Here is a 13,770-nt window from a genome sequence, read left to right on the forward strand (position 1 = left end):
TGATATTGTTGATCAGCCGCGCTGCCAATACCCAGCCGTAATCGTATCGATCATTTTTACCAGCTGACGCGTTTCTTCAATGTCATGAACTCGCAAGACCCGACCACCATGCAGATACATGTAGGTTTCCGCAATCAGCGTAACGGGCAGCCGCTCATCTTTTGGCAGATTAAACAATTTCTTGCCAAAGCCCTTACGTGAGATGGCAACCATGATTGGCCGGTTAAGGTAGCGGAATTCATCAATATTGCGCATCATTGCATAGTCCTGCTCACCATCGGCAACTTTCGAATAGCCGATTCCCTCATCAATAATTACCCGATCCAGGTTAATGCCGGCTTCTGAGATCTTAGCCAGGTTATGCTCAAAGAAGTGCTTCATTTCAACGGTCAGATTGCCATACTCGCGGTCCCGGCTGCTGTGCATCGTTACCAAACCAGCGCGACTGTTCTTTAACAGCAGCAGTTTCCGCTGATCGTCAAAGGCCTGCACGTCGTTGATGATATCGACGCCCATTTCCAGAACCTTTTCCATCACGGGCAGCTTATAGGTATCAACGGCAATGGCTACATTGGGGAACTCTTCCTGCAGCATTTTGATTCCAGGAACGATCCGCGCCAATTCCTCTTCTGGCGAGACTTCTTTAAATCCCCCCGGCTTGGTGGTTTGACCGTTAACCTCGATCACATCGGCACCTGCCGCAACCATTTGGCGAATATGTTCACGCATGGCTTCTGGAGTATTGTAGCGTCCGCCATCATAAAACGAATCGGGCGTAATATTCATAATGCCATAAATAATTGGCTTAGCCGAAACGTTAAAGTCAAACCGGCCCGCGCGCCAATATACAGTATGATTAGCCGCAATCTTAGCCAGCGAGCGGCACAGCTCCTCATCAGCCGGCCATTTACTGGTTGCACGGTGAGCCATTAAATGAAAGGCCGTCAGTGGCAGCATGAACTCAACCTTGCCTTTTAAATGCGCAATGGCAGCATCAAAATGATTCAAAAAATGGGCAACTTGATTGGTCAGTTCATCATCTTCGCATTCCCAGGTTAAAAAAAGCATCTGCTGATTATGAGCCAGCTTGTCATAAATTGCTGAGGCCAGTGGAGACAGGTTAGCAACGTTTGTATTTTCAACAATTTTCATTTCGATGTTTCCTCCATTAGGTCTAAAAGATTCTTAACGGCACGGCTGCGATGACAATAGGCAGCCCAACTGGCAAAATCCATCTCGGCCAGCGTGTGATCAAGGCCATTTGGAATCAGAATGCGGTCAAATCCTGAACCCTCATTACCATGCTGAGCCGTGGCAATCGTTCCGCTCAATTTTCCATGAGCAATTTGAACGACCTGACCATTTCTTGCCAGCGCAATTACGGTTTTCATGACAAAATGTCGATCGTGACCATTAACCAATTGAATAATACCATCATTCATATCGCTTTTGGTGGCAAAATGCGGGGTCAGCTGACGCGCAGTCTCAATCCCAAACCTTTGCGGAAAAGCTTTCAATTCAAGTCCAGAATCATCAGCAATCACGTTTTGATCAGGCAGCAGCCGGCTGATGAACTGGGCTTTTTTAGCGGCGTTTTCTTCGTAGCTGCGCTTGCCTTCTGCTGGAAATTCTTGCCGCGCCGTCAATTGATCGTAGGCAATTCCACGGGCGCCGTAAAATTCCAGAATTTGACCGATTTCACGCTGCTTGGCTGGATTATGAGTTGCAATTACAAAACTCTGTGTCGTCATCTTAAATTCTCGCCTCAATTTCCTTGATCAGATAAAACGATCCCGTTATCAGCACCATGCCATCAGGACCTGCCAAGGCAACGGCTTTTTGATAGGCAGCCCAGGCATCATCAATCACCATGGCAGTCGGCAGATACTGATGCAGCTCCTCAGCTGGCAGAGCACGCTTTGGCTGATCTGGTGTTGCCAAAATTATCTGGGCATCCAGCTGGGCATATTGCCGAGCCATTTGAGCAACGTTTTTGTCCTTTAAAAATCCCAGTACCAAGACTAGTTTTTTGGGGTACCCCAATTGATTGAGCGTTTGAATCAACCGCGATGCCGCGTCGGGATTATGCGCCCCATCCAAAAAACATTGCGGGTGCGTACCGATCTGCTGCAGCCGCCCGGGAATCGTAATCTGCGCCAATACTTTCTTGATCTGTTCTGCTGTGATCTCTGTACCGGTTTGATTCAGCCAATCAACAGCCGTCAATGCGGTTTTGAGATTATCCAGCTGAAAAGCGCCTAAAAGCCTAAAGCTGCATACTGAGTCAATGGCTGCCGTCTTGATCTGCAGCTGCGTTTTCGACCAGCTTTGATCCAATACCTTGACTGCGACCTGCTTTTCACTGTCCAAAAATTTCACCTGGCATGCCTGCGCCTTTTTTAAAATCTCTTGAAAAGCAGCCGGTTCTTGATGCGGCGCTAAAACAACTGCCCGACTGCCCGGCTTGATGATGCCAGCTTTAGCCTGCGCGATGTCTTTGATGGCAGGTCCTAAAATTCGCGTATGATCAAGCGCAATGTGCGTGATGATCGCCAGTTCGGGAGCCTCAATTGCATTGGTGGCATCATTTTGACCGCCCAAGCCGCACTCGATGACGGCCCAGTCAACTTTTTGGTCGGCAAAATACTGCAGCATGATCAGCGTCCACCATTCAAAAACGGTTAGATCAGCCGTCGTTAGCTCAGCGGGCAGCTGCCGTTTGATTTTTTCATAAACCGCAACAAAATCCGCGCGTTCAATCATTTGACCATTGACTTGAATCTGCTCGCGCTGATCAACCATTGCTGGACTGCTGAAATGACCGACTTTTAAATTCGCGGCCCGCAAAAAATTAACGATCAGACTGCCAGTCGAGCCCTTGCCATTGGTGCCGGCAATATGAATGATTCGGTACTGACGCTCAGGATGATTCAGCTTTGCCAACACCCGCTTGAGCATGCCCACCCGATCGTTGTCGCCACCGCGCATCTGTGGATTTAGACTGGCAATGATTCGTTCATAGCTCATTTGACCAGGTCCTTAGTCTGCATTAAAAACTCTTTGCGCAGTGCCAGGTCATCTTTAAACTCACCGGTAAATTTAGAAGTATAGGTAAACTGACCGGTCTTATTGATCCCCCGCATCTCCATGCACATATGCCGAGCCGCGACCTTGATTGCAATTCCTTTAGGGTTTAAGATCCGCTGCAGCTCATTAGCCAGCTCAGTGGTCAGCCGCTCCTGCATTCCAGGCTTTTTAGCGACAAAATCGACCAGTCGCGGAATCTTGCTTAAGCCGATGACTTTGCCGTCGCGTGGCACATAAGCGACGCTGACATTGCCAAAGAACGGCAGCAGATGATGCTCACACATTGAATAAAACGGAATCTGCTGGATCAGGACCATCTCTGGCTGATCATCAACATGAAAAGTCTTATAATTGCTGAAGTCTTCTGGCTGGTGGTTCAAAGAGGCAAAAATTTCAGCATACATCTTGGCAACCCGCTGTGGCGTCTCTTTAAGGCCCTCACGCTGAGGATCCTCGCCAAATGCCTCTAAAAGCTCACTGACCGCGTGCTTGATTTTTTCTTGATCCATAATTTCCCCTATTCTACTGGACGAATCCAGTTATGATCCGTGGTGTTTTGCAGCAGCCGCTTGATCCAAGCCTGGTGTGCCGGATCATCATCCATCACGTCTAGCAACGGCTGCAGGACGAACCGGCGATTCCCCATTTCAGGATGCGGAATCTTTAAATTCGCCGTCTGCCATTCCTCATCTTCATAAAGAACGATATCTAGATCGATCGTCCGTGGTCCCCAGTGAATCAGCCGCCGTCGATGCAGCGACTTTTCAATGATCTGCAGCCAATGAAGCAGCTCAAGCGGTGTTAGATTGGTATCCAGCGCAACGGCGATATTTAAAAAATCATCCTGCTTGACGCCGCCAACTGGTTCGGTTTCATAGATTGGCGAGACCTTCAAGTTTTGATTGGCCGGATTGCGCATCAGCAGGTCCAACGCGCGCGCCAGATTGTCAAAACGGTCGCCTAGGTTGGTGCCGATGCTTAAGTAGGCCCGCTTAGTCATTGTTAACCCCCACTACTTCAATTTCCACGTTGTCAAAAATACCATCAATCGGCACACTGTATTTGCGAATTCTTAAAGTAACCTGCTGCAAGCTTGGGTAGTCTGCTAAAATCTTTTTTAAAAGCTGATTGGCCACGCTTTCGATCAAGTCAAAAGAATGCGTTGTAACAAATTCTCTAATGGTACCATAGACATCCGCATAGCTGACGGTTTCGTTCAAATCATCATGCTGAACCCGTTCTTCAATTGGATACTGCATGTCGACGTCAATCTCCAGCTTTTGTCCGAGTTTCTTTTCTTCGGCAAACACGCCGTTATAGGTATGAAACTTCATATTATTGATCCTGATGCGCCCGATGATAACCCTCTCCTTACCTGGTTTCAAAATTCAATACAACCATCATACCGCACCCATGCCCGATGCAAAATCTTTATGCTAAAATAAATATTGATAAATTTTAAGGAAGTGAAGCCATGTTCTTAATGACCGAAAATCTGCCATCACCGCATAAATCACTTGGCATCGTTAACGCAACCAGTCACTTGATGCTGCCCAGCGAGGCCATCGATGAATTTGAGGCCTTTGATCAGCTTTTTCCAGCCGTTGAGGAGAAGCTGAAGCAAAAAGCAAGTGAAAAAGGTGCTGATGGAATCGTTGGCGTCCGGTTTACCACCAATGTCGCCAACGTCCAAGTCGCGCCTAAATTTCTGGTCTTAACCGGTTATGGAACGATGGTGCAGCTACTGAATCAAAAAAGTTGATTTTTTTTGGTAAATTCGCTTGCAATATTTTGCTATTAACGATATAGTTAATATCGTTGTCTTAGGCAACAGATAATCAATTAAAATTGAGATGCCCCAGTGGCGGAACTGGCAGACGCGCAACGTTCAGGTCGTTGTATGGGTAACCATGTACAGGTTCGAATCCTGTCTGGGGCATTGGCTTTTATAACCTTAACTTAACATTTCAAATGCCCCAGTGGCGGAACTGGCAGACGCGCAACGTTCAGGTCGTTGTATGGGTGACCATGTACAGGTTCGAATCCTGTCTGGGGCATTGGCTTTTATAGCCTTAACTCAACATTTCAAATGCCCCAGTGGCGGAACTGGCAGACGCGCAACGTTCAGGTCGTTGTATGGGTGACCATGTACAGGTTCGAATCCTGTCTGGGGCATTGGCTTTTATAGCCTTAACTTAACATTTCAAATGCCCCAGTGGCGGAACTGGCAGACGCGCAACGTTCAGGTCGTTGTATGGGTGACCATGTACAGGTTCGAATCCTGTCTGGGGCATTATTCAAGCAGTCGTTGTGATACGGCTGTTTTTTTATTTGCTTGATTATTTTGACGTCCCACCATCAAATTTCATCTATAAATCAGTTTTTTCCAATATTGACACTAGGCTCGCGACCATCATCAAACCAGATCATTAGCCAATTCAATTTTCAGCCATCAACATGCCTACCATAGCCAGCCTTTTGTCAGCTATTATAAAATGGCATTAAAAAAGCGATCGGCACTGCTGCCGGTCGCTTTTTAAGCGTGCTGGTCATTGACCACTGACTTTCAGTAAAATCAGGTAGCCAAACCAGATAATGCCAAAAACAAAGATTCCTAAAACGATAATCCGCATTGTCTTTTCAAACCATTCAGGCATTTGACCACCACCTTATAGTTTGATCATAGCGAATTCACTCGTTATTTTCAACGAAGCCAGGATATTTTATAAATCCAGGCACAGTTTTTGATCGTGGAGGGCTTGAGCAATTTGATCGCGAACCTGAGGCGTGCCATTGAGCTTGGGACCATTGACCTGATCAGTAAACGTATCGATGCGTCGATTGGCATCCCGCAGATCATAATAGGTATTTACGATTTGGTCATAGTCTTTTAAGCTGGCTGGATCAATATCTTGATACTCATTTTCAAAAACGATCTTGTCCAATGGCAGTCGAGGCTTTAGCTGCGGTTTTTGATCCGGTACGCCCAGCTGCAGCCCCAAGGTTGGAAAAGTATGCTTAGGCAGATTCAGCGTCTTGATGATCTTAGCAGGCTCGTTTTGAATCGACCCTAGAATCACACCGCCCAACCCCATGCTTTCCGCGGCATTCAAAACGTTTTGCACGGCTAGGACGGTATCTTCATAGGCTTGTAGAAACATCTCGGTCTTTTCAATACGCCGATCGTCAAGATTTCCTTGATGATGCCGGATCAGCTCATTACGATGCAGATCGGTGATAAACATCAGTAATTCGCCTTCCGCCCCAACATATGGCTGGGTACTGACAGCACGAATCGCGGCCCGTTTTTGCGGATCGGTTACCCGAATGATCGTCATCTGCTGCAAAAACTCGCTGCTGGAAGTCTGGCGTGCAACTTCCAGCAGGGTTTTCAGCTGCTCATCAGTCAGCGGCTGATCCTTAAACTTGCGAATCGTGCGGTGATTTAATTGATGATCGATAGTAAAGTTATGAAGCATGCTTTCGACTTCCTTTTTGTAAGAAATTTTCTATACTTTAACGCCGAATCGTTCATCATTCAAGTAGCAATTTTTGTTTGCTCGCTCAAGCTTGCCTTTAATCGAAAGTTAAAGCGTCGCAAACTTTTCGCCGCCTCGTTCTTCGTCAACATAGAGTTCACGCGGTAAAATATTAGGATATTGATGCCACTGACGAATGGATAGGACACCGCGACCATTTGATAGCTTGCGCGGTTTGCCATCATTGGGATAAAAGACACCGGTAATCTGGTCAAAAATCAGCGTTCCAACGGGATTGTCAGGATTTTTAAAAGTGACGCCCCATGTCGTTGCATTGCAGACTTTGGCATTAATCATCAAAACGCCATCTTCAACCTCCATGCTGATTCGATAGTCAATTGGAACAAAGCCGTCCAGTTCGCGCATAAAAGCCCAGTTACCATGTTCAATCGTTAACTGACCTTCTGGATAGTGTCGCTGCGTCTTCAGATCATAAACGGAAAGATCCTTTTTCCCCAATCGCATGTCATAAAAGGACGTATGCATCTCATCAAACGTTACGAATCCCCAGTCTTCCCATCCGCCAAGCTCGGCTGCTGACGAGTCAACGGCGACATAGCGTTCTCGCTGCCCAGTGCCCTTGACGTGTATTTTGCGACCCTTGATCCAGATATCTCCCTCACTGTCACCTGCCCAGTTATAGCCATAGGTAATAGAATGCTGTGTTAGATAAGAAGGCTGTTTGCGACCATACCATAAAGGATATCCATACGGTCGATGATATAGGTCAGCTCGATATTGTCCATCTTGAGTGTTGATCATAAAATGCCAGGTATGATCATCAAAGCATTCAACTTTAAACTCATCCCCACAGGCAACCTGGACACTGTGGGCTGTTTGTTCAATCTTCAAGGTTCCCTGCGGATTTTTAATCATTTTAATCAGACCTGGCTGGGGAAAACGCGCCAACTGATAGATCGAGCCTGGCAGCTGTTTGATAGTCCCTTTCCCCTTTGTCCATTCAATTGAAACCAGATCTATTTTTTCTTGTGCCAAAGACAGGATTGAGCCGCCCAGTGAATACAGTTCACCATCATCACCCGTGACATGAAATCTAAAGAGCCAGTCCAAAAAACCGCTGCGAACGTTTTCGACAACGCCATTTCTTGCCTCATCAGCCAGCGTTACTTGTGGATTTTTAATTCTCATCGTCAACCATCCTTTCGCTGTCAGGTCCTTGATTACACGTTTACCAAAATTTACTGCTTCTTGCTGACGTAAAGGTAGACTGGATAATCCAGCACGCAGATCAGCAGCCCGATACAACCGCAAACCAGACCAATGATCATCTCCTCTGTACTGACGCTTCCCCGCATGGTCTTGCTCATACCATATCCCATCAGCAGTGCCCCGGCAACGCCAATCAGCCAGATCAGCGTAATGCTCCAGTCAATCTTGACCTGCTTGCGCGGATGCGTGCGCCGATAGATTGGAATCATCAGCAGCAGAATCAAAAAGCCAACTACTGATACGATGATCCCAGTGCGAAACAGCTGCCATTCCGGAATCAGACACATGCACATGCCAATCGCAAAAACCAGACCGCCAACCGTACCAATCATAATTTCCCAAAGTGTATCTTTTTTCATATTATCCTTCTCCTTTAAATTCTTAACTGATATCTGTGATTTTTAATATAATATGGATAAATGAAAAAAACAGTCATCAATCAAAGGCGATTTGTTGACTTAATGGAGCGAAGATATGAAACCAGCTAAAAAACCATCACAGCTTAAAATTGAAGACGTCTTTTTAAAACTGGCCCAAGACCAGCCCGTGGAGCGAATCACGGTTACTCAGATCTGTAAGCTGGCTAAGGTCAACCGCACGACTTTTTACGCCAATTATCTGGATATTTACGACCTTAAAGATAAAGTTCGTGAACGCATGATAGCTGAATACTCTAGTTTGTTTGATGACCAGCGCGGGGCTTCACAAGAAAACTATCTGCGGCTGTTTCAAAGCATCCAAGCCAATCAGACTTTTTATAAGACCTACTTTAAGCTTGGCTTTGATATTGACTACCAGATCGTTCATTATGATCAAGAACTGGCGGCTAAGCTCTATAATAATCAGTTCATCGATTATCACAGTGAGTTCTTTCGGGCTGGCATTACTGCCGTGATCAAAAAATGGCTGAATAACGATTGTCGCGAAAGCCCTGCAACGATGCTGAAAATCATCCAAGCCGAATATAAAAATCCGGCTGTTTTAAATCAAGACTAGTCTCTAGCATCAACCAGCCTTTAGTTCTTCCATTTTGAAAAGAATCATTGACTTTCCCGCCGCCATAAAGATAACCAGCAAATCAGTATTTTGATCTAGCTGGTCATTTACGTTCCAGCCCAAGCGATGTGCTGATCAGTTCATAATAAAAGGCATGCTCCGATCTAAAATCGGTCGCATGCCTTTTTAATTGAGTTTGTTTTTAAGTTGACTAGACACTGGTATTGCTAAAACATTCGCCGCTGCATGCGTTCTTCTAAACGCTGAATCTGTCCTTCCAGATAATTTGCCTGACGATGCATCGCTGCCATCGTTGCATCCGGATCATTAAACACCTCAAAAGCGCGATTTCGATAGCGGCGGTGCTTTTCAAACTGCATTACGCCGATTTCCTCCGCGCTGGCCACCAGACCGTCGTAGCGCTTCAGCATGGTCTGCAGCTGCTTTTTAGCGCTGGTTTTGGCATCTGGCTTGGCATTATCAGTCGCTGACCGCTGTTTTTTTGACTTGGCGCGCATTTTTGACCGATTTTTTTCATGCGGTCTTGTATTCACTGACTGCTGTTTTTTAGATTTAGTACGCTGACGCTGCTTAGCTGAACCAGACGCCGGATTTAAAAGCGGCTGGTGATTGATCACAGCCGTCAGATTTTGAATGTCTTCAGTCAAAAGCGGCAGCTGCGCCTGTTGACAAGCCTTGATGCGCTGATAGTGAGGAATTGATTTGCCAGCCTTGAGCGCCCGTTGGTACAGTTCTGTCGGGAAATCGATCCCGCGCTGATGCTTTGCTAAAATAATGGCCTGCTCGCTTGCCGAATAAAATGTCTGCCAGTTGTTCATGAAATTCTTCCTTAACTAGATTTGATTCTTTTAGCTTAACATAAAAATGCACCGTCACTTTCGACGATGCATTTTTCATTGCAGACTTCAGTCAACCACCATCGGCTAAAGTCGATGGCTTGTGGGCAAACACCCCAGTATTGAGTATCCGAACCACAATTTGCATAGATACGGATGATTTACTCAAACAGCCGCAGTTGCTTGAGCAGTGATCGTCTAATTACCAATGCCTTTTACGTCCCCAGGTTGCCATAGGGACGATATATCTCAATAGTTGTTAGATAGTTAGCCTTATAATGCTGTAATCGTTCACTTTGGTTCTTAGTGATACAGTTACTAAGTCAACTACTATCTACAAGTATTCTATCATAGTAGGCCTATCCATCCCATTACTAAAGTCACGGGATTTCCGGCTAGTCATAATTAAAGCATTATTTCGTGTAATCGACATTCTTGGTTTCTGGCGTCAATACCCAGGCAACTACCGAAACTACTGCCAAACCGAACATGTACATCCCAGCGTAGTGCAGGCCAAACGCAGCAATCAGCCAAGTCGTGATTGTTGGAGCTACGGCTGCCCCAACCACAGCAGCCAGATTGTAGGTGATGCCGGCGCCGGAATAGCGAACCTTAGTTGGGAAAAGCTCTGGCAAAACCGCGCCAACCGGGCCATACAGCGTGCCCATTACTACAAAGCCCAGGCCTAAGAACAGCAGCATGCCGACCATGTTGTGCTGACCTTCCAAGAAGTATGGGAAGACCAATGAGAAGACGACCAATGCGACCGAAGCCGTCATCAAAACCTTCTTGCGTCCGACCTTGTCCGCCAGAACCGAAGTCGCCATGATCAAAACGGCAAATTCAACGATGGCTGCCATCAACAGCAGCAAGAACTCAGAATGACTAAAGCCCAGTGCCGTCGTGGCAAATGAAAGTGACCAAGTCGTCAGCGTAAAGAACATTGCGTAGGTAGCACCCATCAAGAACGTACCTTTTAAGATCTCGCGCCAGTTTTCCTTAAAGACTACTTTTAAAGGCGAGCGCGTCGTGTTGTCGCGTTCCTGGGCCAGCTTAAACAGCGGCGTTTCCTGCAGACGGCGCCGAACGTAGAGACCGATTACGACCAGAACTGATGAGGCCCAGAAAGGCACCCGCCAGCCAAAGCTCATCATCTGGGCTGGCGTCAGAACCTTTTCCAAGACATAGAACAAACCATTGCAGATGAAAAAGCCGATTGGTGCTCCGACTTCAGGGAAAGCTCCATAAAGTGCCCGTTTGTCAGCCGGCGCGTTTTCCGTAGCAACCAAAACGGCACCGGACCATTCACCGCCCAGGCCGATCCCTTGAACAAAGCGGCAAAGGCACAGCAGCAAGGCACCGCCGACCCCGATGCTTTGATAGCCAGGAATAAAGCCGATCGCCACCGTGGCAACCCCCATTACCAAAAGCGATACGACCAGCGTCTTTTTCCGGCCTAAGCGATCACCGAAATGACCAAAGACAAATGAACCAACCGGACGCGCGACAAAGGCAACCCCAAACGTCAAGAGACTCAGCAGCGTGGCCAATAATGGCGTCATCTGTGGAAAGAATACCTTAGGGAAATAGGCTGCCGAAGCCGTCCCGTATGCATAAAAATCAAAAAATTCAATGGCTGTCCCCATCATAGATGCCAAAATTACCGTTTTAACCGGGTCGCGTTCCAGTTTCTCATTATTCACCGTCATTCGTTCTGTTGCGTTTTCCATAGCCATCCTCCTGTGTTTTTAATTTGTAAGATCGTATTTCTGCAGCTTGGCTTCTTAATGTCGCTAATGTCGCTTTCCATAAAAATCACCCCTAAATAAAAAGCAGCCGACTGTTTCATGAACAGTCAGCTGCTGGCAGACAACCATTTGCTGAACCGTTCGCATCATCGAGGGCGGTGATGCGAACACGTCAAAAGATCCGCATCACCTAGCTAATAATGCGAATAATAATAATATTGGACAATTGACTGGTCTTTTCAGCAAACATCATTTTCTGCCTCCTCTGTTTTGATGTTCTAAATTTACCACGTGTTTTATTAGATGTCAATTATAAAATTAAAAAATAATGTGAGGATTTTAATTTTAATTTCGATAAAACAAAAAGCCGACTGATTTCTCATGCCGGCCTTCATATTCAACTTCAATATGGATACGCATTGCGATAGCGCCGACTCAAACCAGTAATCACCAGTACCGTCAGCAAGCCATAGACAGCAGCCACGTAGCCAACGCTTCCTAAAGACAGATAATGCACCGTTTCGGCAGCCGTAAACGATCCCAGCGAGATGCCGATATTGGCAAAGATCGAATTTAGAGAAGATGCCAGATCAAGCGACTGTGGATAGTCTTTTTCGGCAATGTCTAAAAACATCAGCTGCGTTGACGATCCATAACAGGCCACCATCACGCAAAGCATGGCAATCAGAGCCACGCCCAGCCAGCGATACTGAAAACTTGGTGCCAGCCCTGCCAGACAAAGCGTCATTAAAACATAGATCTTAGGCAGTGACTGGATTCCGCGATGATCAGCCAAGTAGCCGCCAAACTTGTTGCCAAACATAAAGAAGATGCCCATACCAAACAAAAGCCAGTTGAGCCAGGTATTATCAAAGCCCATCATATTGGTAAGCAGCGGTCGTACGTAGGTGTAAAAAGTATAGTCAGCAGCACATACCAAGACGATAAACGCGACTCCCATCAAAACCCGCGAATCGCGAAACAGACTGAACTGTGAGCGCAGACTGCCTCGAACCTGTGGCGTATCGCGGGGGGCCAGCCAAGCCAGCATAACAAAGGTCAGAATCGTCAGCCAGGTAATCATCCAAAAACTGTCATGCCACGAAAAAGTCGTACTGATCGTTGTTCCAATCGGCACCCCGATGATCGAAGCAATGCTAAAACCAGCAAATACCCACGAGACCAGGCTGGCCCGTTTGTCGCGCGGTGCAATATAGTTGGCCATGACCAGTACTAACGAGATAATAGCCCCTGCCACTGTCGCCGTAAGCACTCTCGAACCCATCAATGACCAGAATCCCGTTGCCAGCGCCGTCCAGGTATTGCCGATAAAAAAGATCAGCATTAAGACCAAGAGCACATGGTAACGATTAAAGCGGCTCGCTAAAGTCGTAACGATTGGTGTCGAGATGGCATAAATCAGTGCAAACAAAGTAACGGTATAGCCAAGTGATGAAAGCGAGGCATGAAATTCTTTTGCAATATCGGGCAAGACCCCGACAATCATATATTCATTACAGCCCAGCATAAATGCAACAAAGACAAACAGCAGCGATTGCAAGCGATATTTAGTCATTGGACTCCCTTCACCGACTTCGGTATTCTCGAAAAAACACAGCAATGGCTAGTTTACTTGTTTTCATAATGATTTTCAAGAACTGTTTTCAAAAAAGCCAACTATATTTTGCATCAGGAGGACTTTAACAAAATCAAGGCTTTGAATGCAGCCGCTATTCTTCGTTGATTGCTAAGGTTCGCATGATGCTGGGTCTATCGCGTTGCTGGCGGATCTTGTGAAAAAAATTAAGTTGAGTTCGCTGGAAGATGCAAGTTTACCTACTATTTTTTGAATTTTAATAAGCAGTAGGTAACTGTATATTCAATTGACCGAATTTTACCTACTTCCGCCAGCTTTTTTCTGAATCGTAGGTAAAAATGTATATTTATGGGTTGATTGGGTTAGACCGACCTTGTGAATTACCTACTATTATTGGATTTTCGGCCAATTATAGGTAATGTTAGGGATCCCTAACTAGATATACACAAACTTTTACCTACTATGCAGCGCTTTTTTGCTAAAAGTAGGTAATGAGTTTTTTTCAAATATTTTATACAGATTTTTATGAATAATGATCACTGTTGAGTGTTTTGCCGCAGCGATGGTTCCGCAATCTCCACTAAAGATCAGCCGACCATTTTTCACCGGCATTGCGGTTGGCTCATTTGCGCATCAGTCCCAGCAACTTGCTAAAATAACTGATATTTAACTCCAACCAAAAAGGCCCGCCTCTTAATTGAGACGAGCCACTTTGG

The 13,770-nt window shown here is 46.2% G+C and carries 14 protein-coding genes and 4 tRNA genes; 6 read left to right on the top strand and 12 right to left on the bottom strand.

Going from position 1 to position 13,770, the window contains the following annotated elements; all coding sequences use genetic code 11:
- Positions 1-12 precede the first annotated feature (12 nt).
- From folP to folB, 6 genes are read right to left on the bottom strand one after another with little or no spacing between them, the layout of a single operon-like run.
- Entirely contained in the window at positions 13-1,152 is a 1,140-nt protein-coding gene (gene folP, locus ABC765_RS08165) for a dihydropteroate synthase (RefSeq protein WP_347980170.1), read from the bottom strand.
- Positions 1,149-1,751 (bottom strand): non-canonical purine NTP pyrophosphatase, encoded by a 603-nt coding sequence (locus tag ABC765_RS08170; RefSeq protein ID WP_347980171.1) that lies wholly within the window; start codon positions 1,749-1,751, stop codon positions 1,149-1,151. Before ABC765_RS08170 ends, folP begins: the two co-directional genes overlap by 4 nt.
- A gap of 1 nt (position 1,752) precedes the next feature.
- On the bottom strand, positions 1,753-3,027 hold the full coding sequence (locus ABC765_RS08175; RefSeq protein ID WP_347980172.1) for a folylpolyglutamate synthase/dihydrofolate synthase family protein: 1,275 nt from the start codon (positions 3,025-3,027) through the stop codon (positions 1,753-1,755).
- On the bottom strand, positions 3,024-3,596 hold the full coding sequence (gene folE, locus ABC765_RS08180; protein WP_074505197.1) for a GTP cyclohydrolase I FolE: 573 nt from the start codon (positions 3,594-3,596) through the stop codon (positions 3,024-3,026). Before folE ends, ABC765_RS08175 begins: the two co-directional genes overlap by 4 nt.
- Positions 3,597-3,604: 8 nt before the next feature.
- On the bottom strand, positions 3,605-4,087 hold the full coding sequence (gene folK, locus ABC765_RS08185; protein ID WP_006500102.1) for a 2-amino-4-hydroxy-6-hydroxymethyldihydropteridine diphosphokinase: 483 nt from the start codon (positions 4,085-4,087) through the stop codon (positions 3,605-3,607).
- Positions 4,080-4,445, bottom strand: coding sequence for a dihydroneopterin aldolase (folB, locus tag ABC765_RS08190; RefSeq protein WP_347980942.1), 366 nt, complete (start codon positions 4,443-4,445; stop codon positions 4,080-4,082). Before folB ends, folK begins: the two co-directional genes overlap by 8 nt.
- A 116-nt stretch (positions 4,446-4,561) precedes the next feature.
- On the opposite strand from folB, the gene ABC765_RS08195 reads away from it, so the two are divergent.
- From ABC765_RS08195 to ABC765_RS08215, 5 genes are all read left to right on the top strand, one after another.
- Positions 4,562-4,849 (top strand): heavy metal-binding domain-containing protein, encoded by a 288-nt coding sequence (locus ABC765_RS08195; RefSeq protein WP_006500104.1) that lies wholly within the window; start codon positions 4,562-4,564, stop codon positions 4,847-4,849.
- A gap of 93 nt (positions 4,850-4,942) precedes the next feature.
- Positions 4,943-5,026, top strand: a tRNA-Leu gene (locus tag ABC765_RS08200).
- A 34-nt stretch (positions 5,027-5,060) separates the two neighbouring features.
- Positions 5,061-5,144, top strand: a tRNA-Leu gene (locus ABC765_RS08205).
- 34 nt (positions 5,145-5,178) lie between these two features.
- Positions 5,179-5,262: transfer RNA gene (locus tag ABC765_RS08210), tRNA-Leu, on the top strand.
- Between the two features lie 34 nt (positions 5,263-5,296).
- Positions 5,297-5,380, top strand: a tRNA-Leu gene (locus ABC765_RS08215).
- Between the two features lie 430 nt (positions 5,381-5,810).
- Here ABC765_RS08215 and ABC765_RS08220 read toward each other — a convergent pair.
- From ABC765_RS08220 to ABC765_RS08230, 3 genes are all read right to left on the bottom strand, one after another.
- Positions 5,811-6,566 (bottom strand): NADPH-dependent oxidoreductase, encoded by a 756-nt coding sequence (locus tag ABC765_RS08220; RefSeq protein WP_347980173.1) that lies wholly within the window; start codon positions 6,564-6,566, stop codon positions 5,811-5,813.
- A 108-nt stretch (positions 6,567-6,674) separates the two neighbouring features.
- Entirely contained in the window at positions 6,675-7,775 is a 1,101-nt protein-coding gene (locus ABC765_RS08225; RefSeq protein WP_347980174.1) for a hypothetical protein, read from the bottom strand.
- Positions 7,776-7,825: 50 nt separating this feature from the next.
- Entirely contained in the window at positions 7,826-8,215 is a 390-nt protein-coding gene (locus tag ABC765_RS08230) for a hypothetical protein (protein WP_347980175.1), read from the bottom strand.
- 115 nt (positions 8,216-8,330) lie between these two features.
- Here ABC765_RS08230 and ABC765_RS08235 point away from each other — a divergent pair, with 115 nt between their 5' ends.
- The gene (locus ABC765_RS08235; protein WP_347980176.1) at positions 8,331-8,852 is read left to right on the top strand and encodes a TetR-like C-terminal domain-containing protein; all 522 of its coding nucleotides are present in this window, start codon (positions 8,331-8,333) and stop codon (positions 8,850-8,852) included.
- A 227-nt stretch (positions 8,853-9,079) separates the two neighbouring features.
- Here ABC765_RS08235 and ABC765_RS08240 read toward each other — a convergent pair whose 3' ends face one another.
- The 3 genes from ABC765_RS08240 to ABC765_RS08250 form a co-directional block, all read right to left on the bottom strand.
- Positions 9,080-9,691: a hypothetical protein gene (locus ABC765_RS08240; protein ID WP_347980177.1), complete on the bottom strand. Its 612-nt coding sequence runs from the start codon at positions 9,689-9,691 to the stop codon at positions 9,080-9,082.
- A 431-nt stretch (positions 9,692-10,122) separates the two neighbouring features.
- Positions 10,123-11,439, bottom strand: coding sequence for an MFS transporter (locus tag ABC765_RS08245; RefSeq protein WP_347953619.1), 1,317 nt, complete (start codon positions 11,437-11,439; stop codon positions 10,123-10,125).
- Positions 11,440-11,860: 421 nt separating this feature from the next.
- Positions 11,861-13,033, bottom strand: coding sequence for an MFS transporter (locus ABC765_RS08250; RefSeq protein ID WP_347980178.1), 1,173 nt, complete (start codon positions 13,031-13,033; stop codon positions 11,861-11,863).
- Positions 13,034-13,770: the final 737 nt, after the last annotated feature.

Source organism: Limosilactobacillus sp. WILCCON 0051, assembly GCF_039955095.1.
Taxonomy (GTDB): domain Bacteria; phylum Bacillota; class Bacilli; order Lactobacillales; family Lactobacillaceae; genus Limosilactobacillus; species Limosilactobacillus allomucosae.

Coding starts and splice junctions, on each gene's coding strand:
- folP (WP_347980170.1), bottom strand. CDS start 1,152: ATGAAAATTGTTGAAAATACAAACGTTGCTAACCTGTCTCCACTGGCC.
- ABC765_RS08170 (WP_347980171.1), bottom strand. CDS start 1,751: ATGACGACACAGAGTTTTGTAATTGCAACTCATAATCCAGCCAAGCAG.
- ABC765_RS08175 (WP_347980172.1), bottom strand. CDS start 3,027: ATGAGCTATGAACGAATCATTGCCAGTCTAAATCCACAGATGCGCGGT.
- folE (WP_074505197.1), bottom strand. CDS start 3,596: ATGGATCAAGAAAAAATCAAGCACGCGGTCAGTGAGCTTTTAGAGGCA.
- folK (WP_006500102.1), bottom strand. CDS start 4,087: ATGACTAAGCGGGCCTACTTAAGCATCGGCACCAACCTAGGCGACCGT.
- ABC765_RS08195 (WP_006500104.1), top strand. CDS start 4,562: ATGTTCTTAATGACCGAAAATCTGCCATCACCGCATAAATCACTTGGC.
- ABC765_RS08220 (WP_347980173.1), bottom strand. CDS start 6,566: ATGCTTCATAACTTTACTATCGATCATCAATTAAATCACCGCACGATT.
- ABC765_RS08225 (WP_347980174.1), bottom strand. CDS start 7,775: ATGAGAATTAAAAATCCACAAGTAACGCTGGCTGATGAGGCAAGAAAT.
- ABC765_RS08230 (WP_347980175.1), bottom strand. CDS start 8,215: ATGAAAAAAGATACACTTTGGGAAATTATGATTGGTACGGTTGGCGGT.
- ABC765_RS08235 (WP_347980176.1), top strand. CDS start 8,331: ATGAAACCAGCTAAAAAACCATCACAGCTTAAAATTGAAGACGTCTTT.
- ABC765_RS08240 (WP_347980177.1), bottom strand. CDS start 9,691: ATGAACAACTGGCAGACATTTTATTCGGCAAGCGAGCAGGCCATTATT.
- ABC765_RS08245 (WP_347953619.1), bottom strand. CDS start 11,439: ATGGAAAACGCAACAGAACGAATGACGGTGAATAATGAGAAACTGGAA.
- ABC765_RS08250 (WP_347980178.1), bottom strand. CDS start 13,033: ATGACTAAATATCGCTTGCAATCGCTGCTGTTTGTCTTTGTTGCATTT.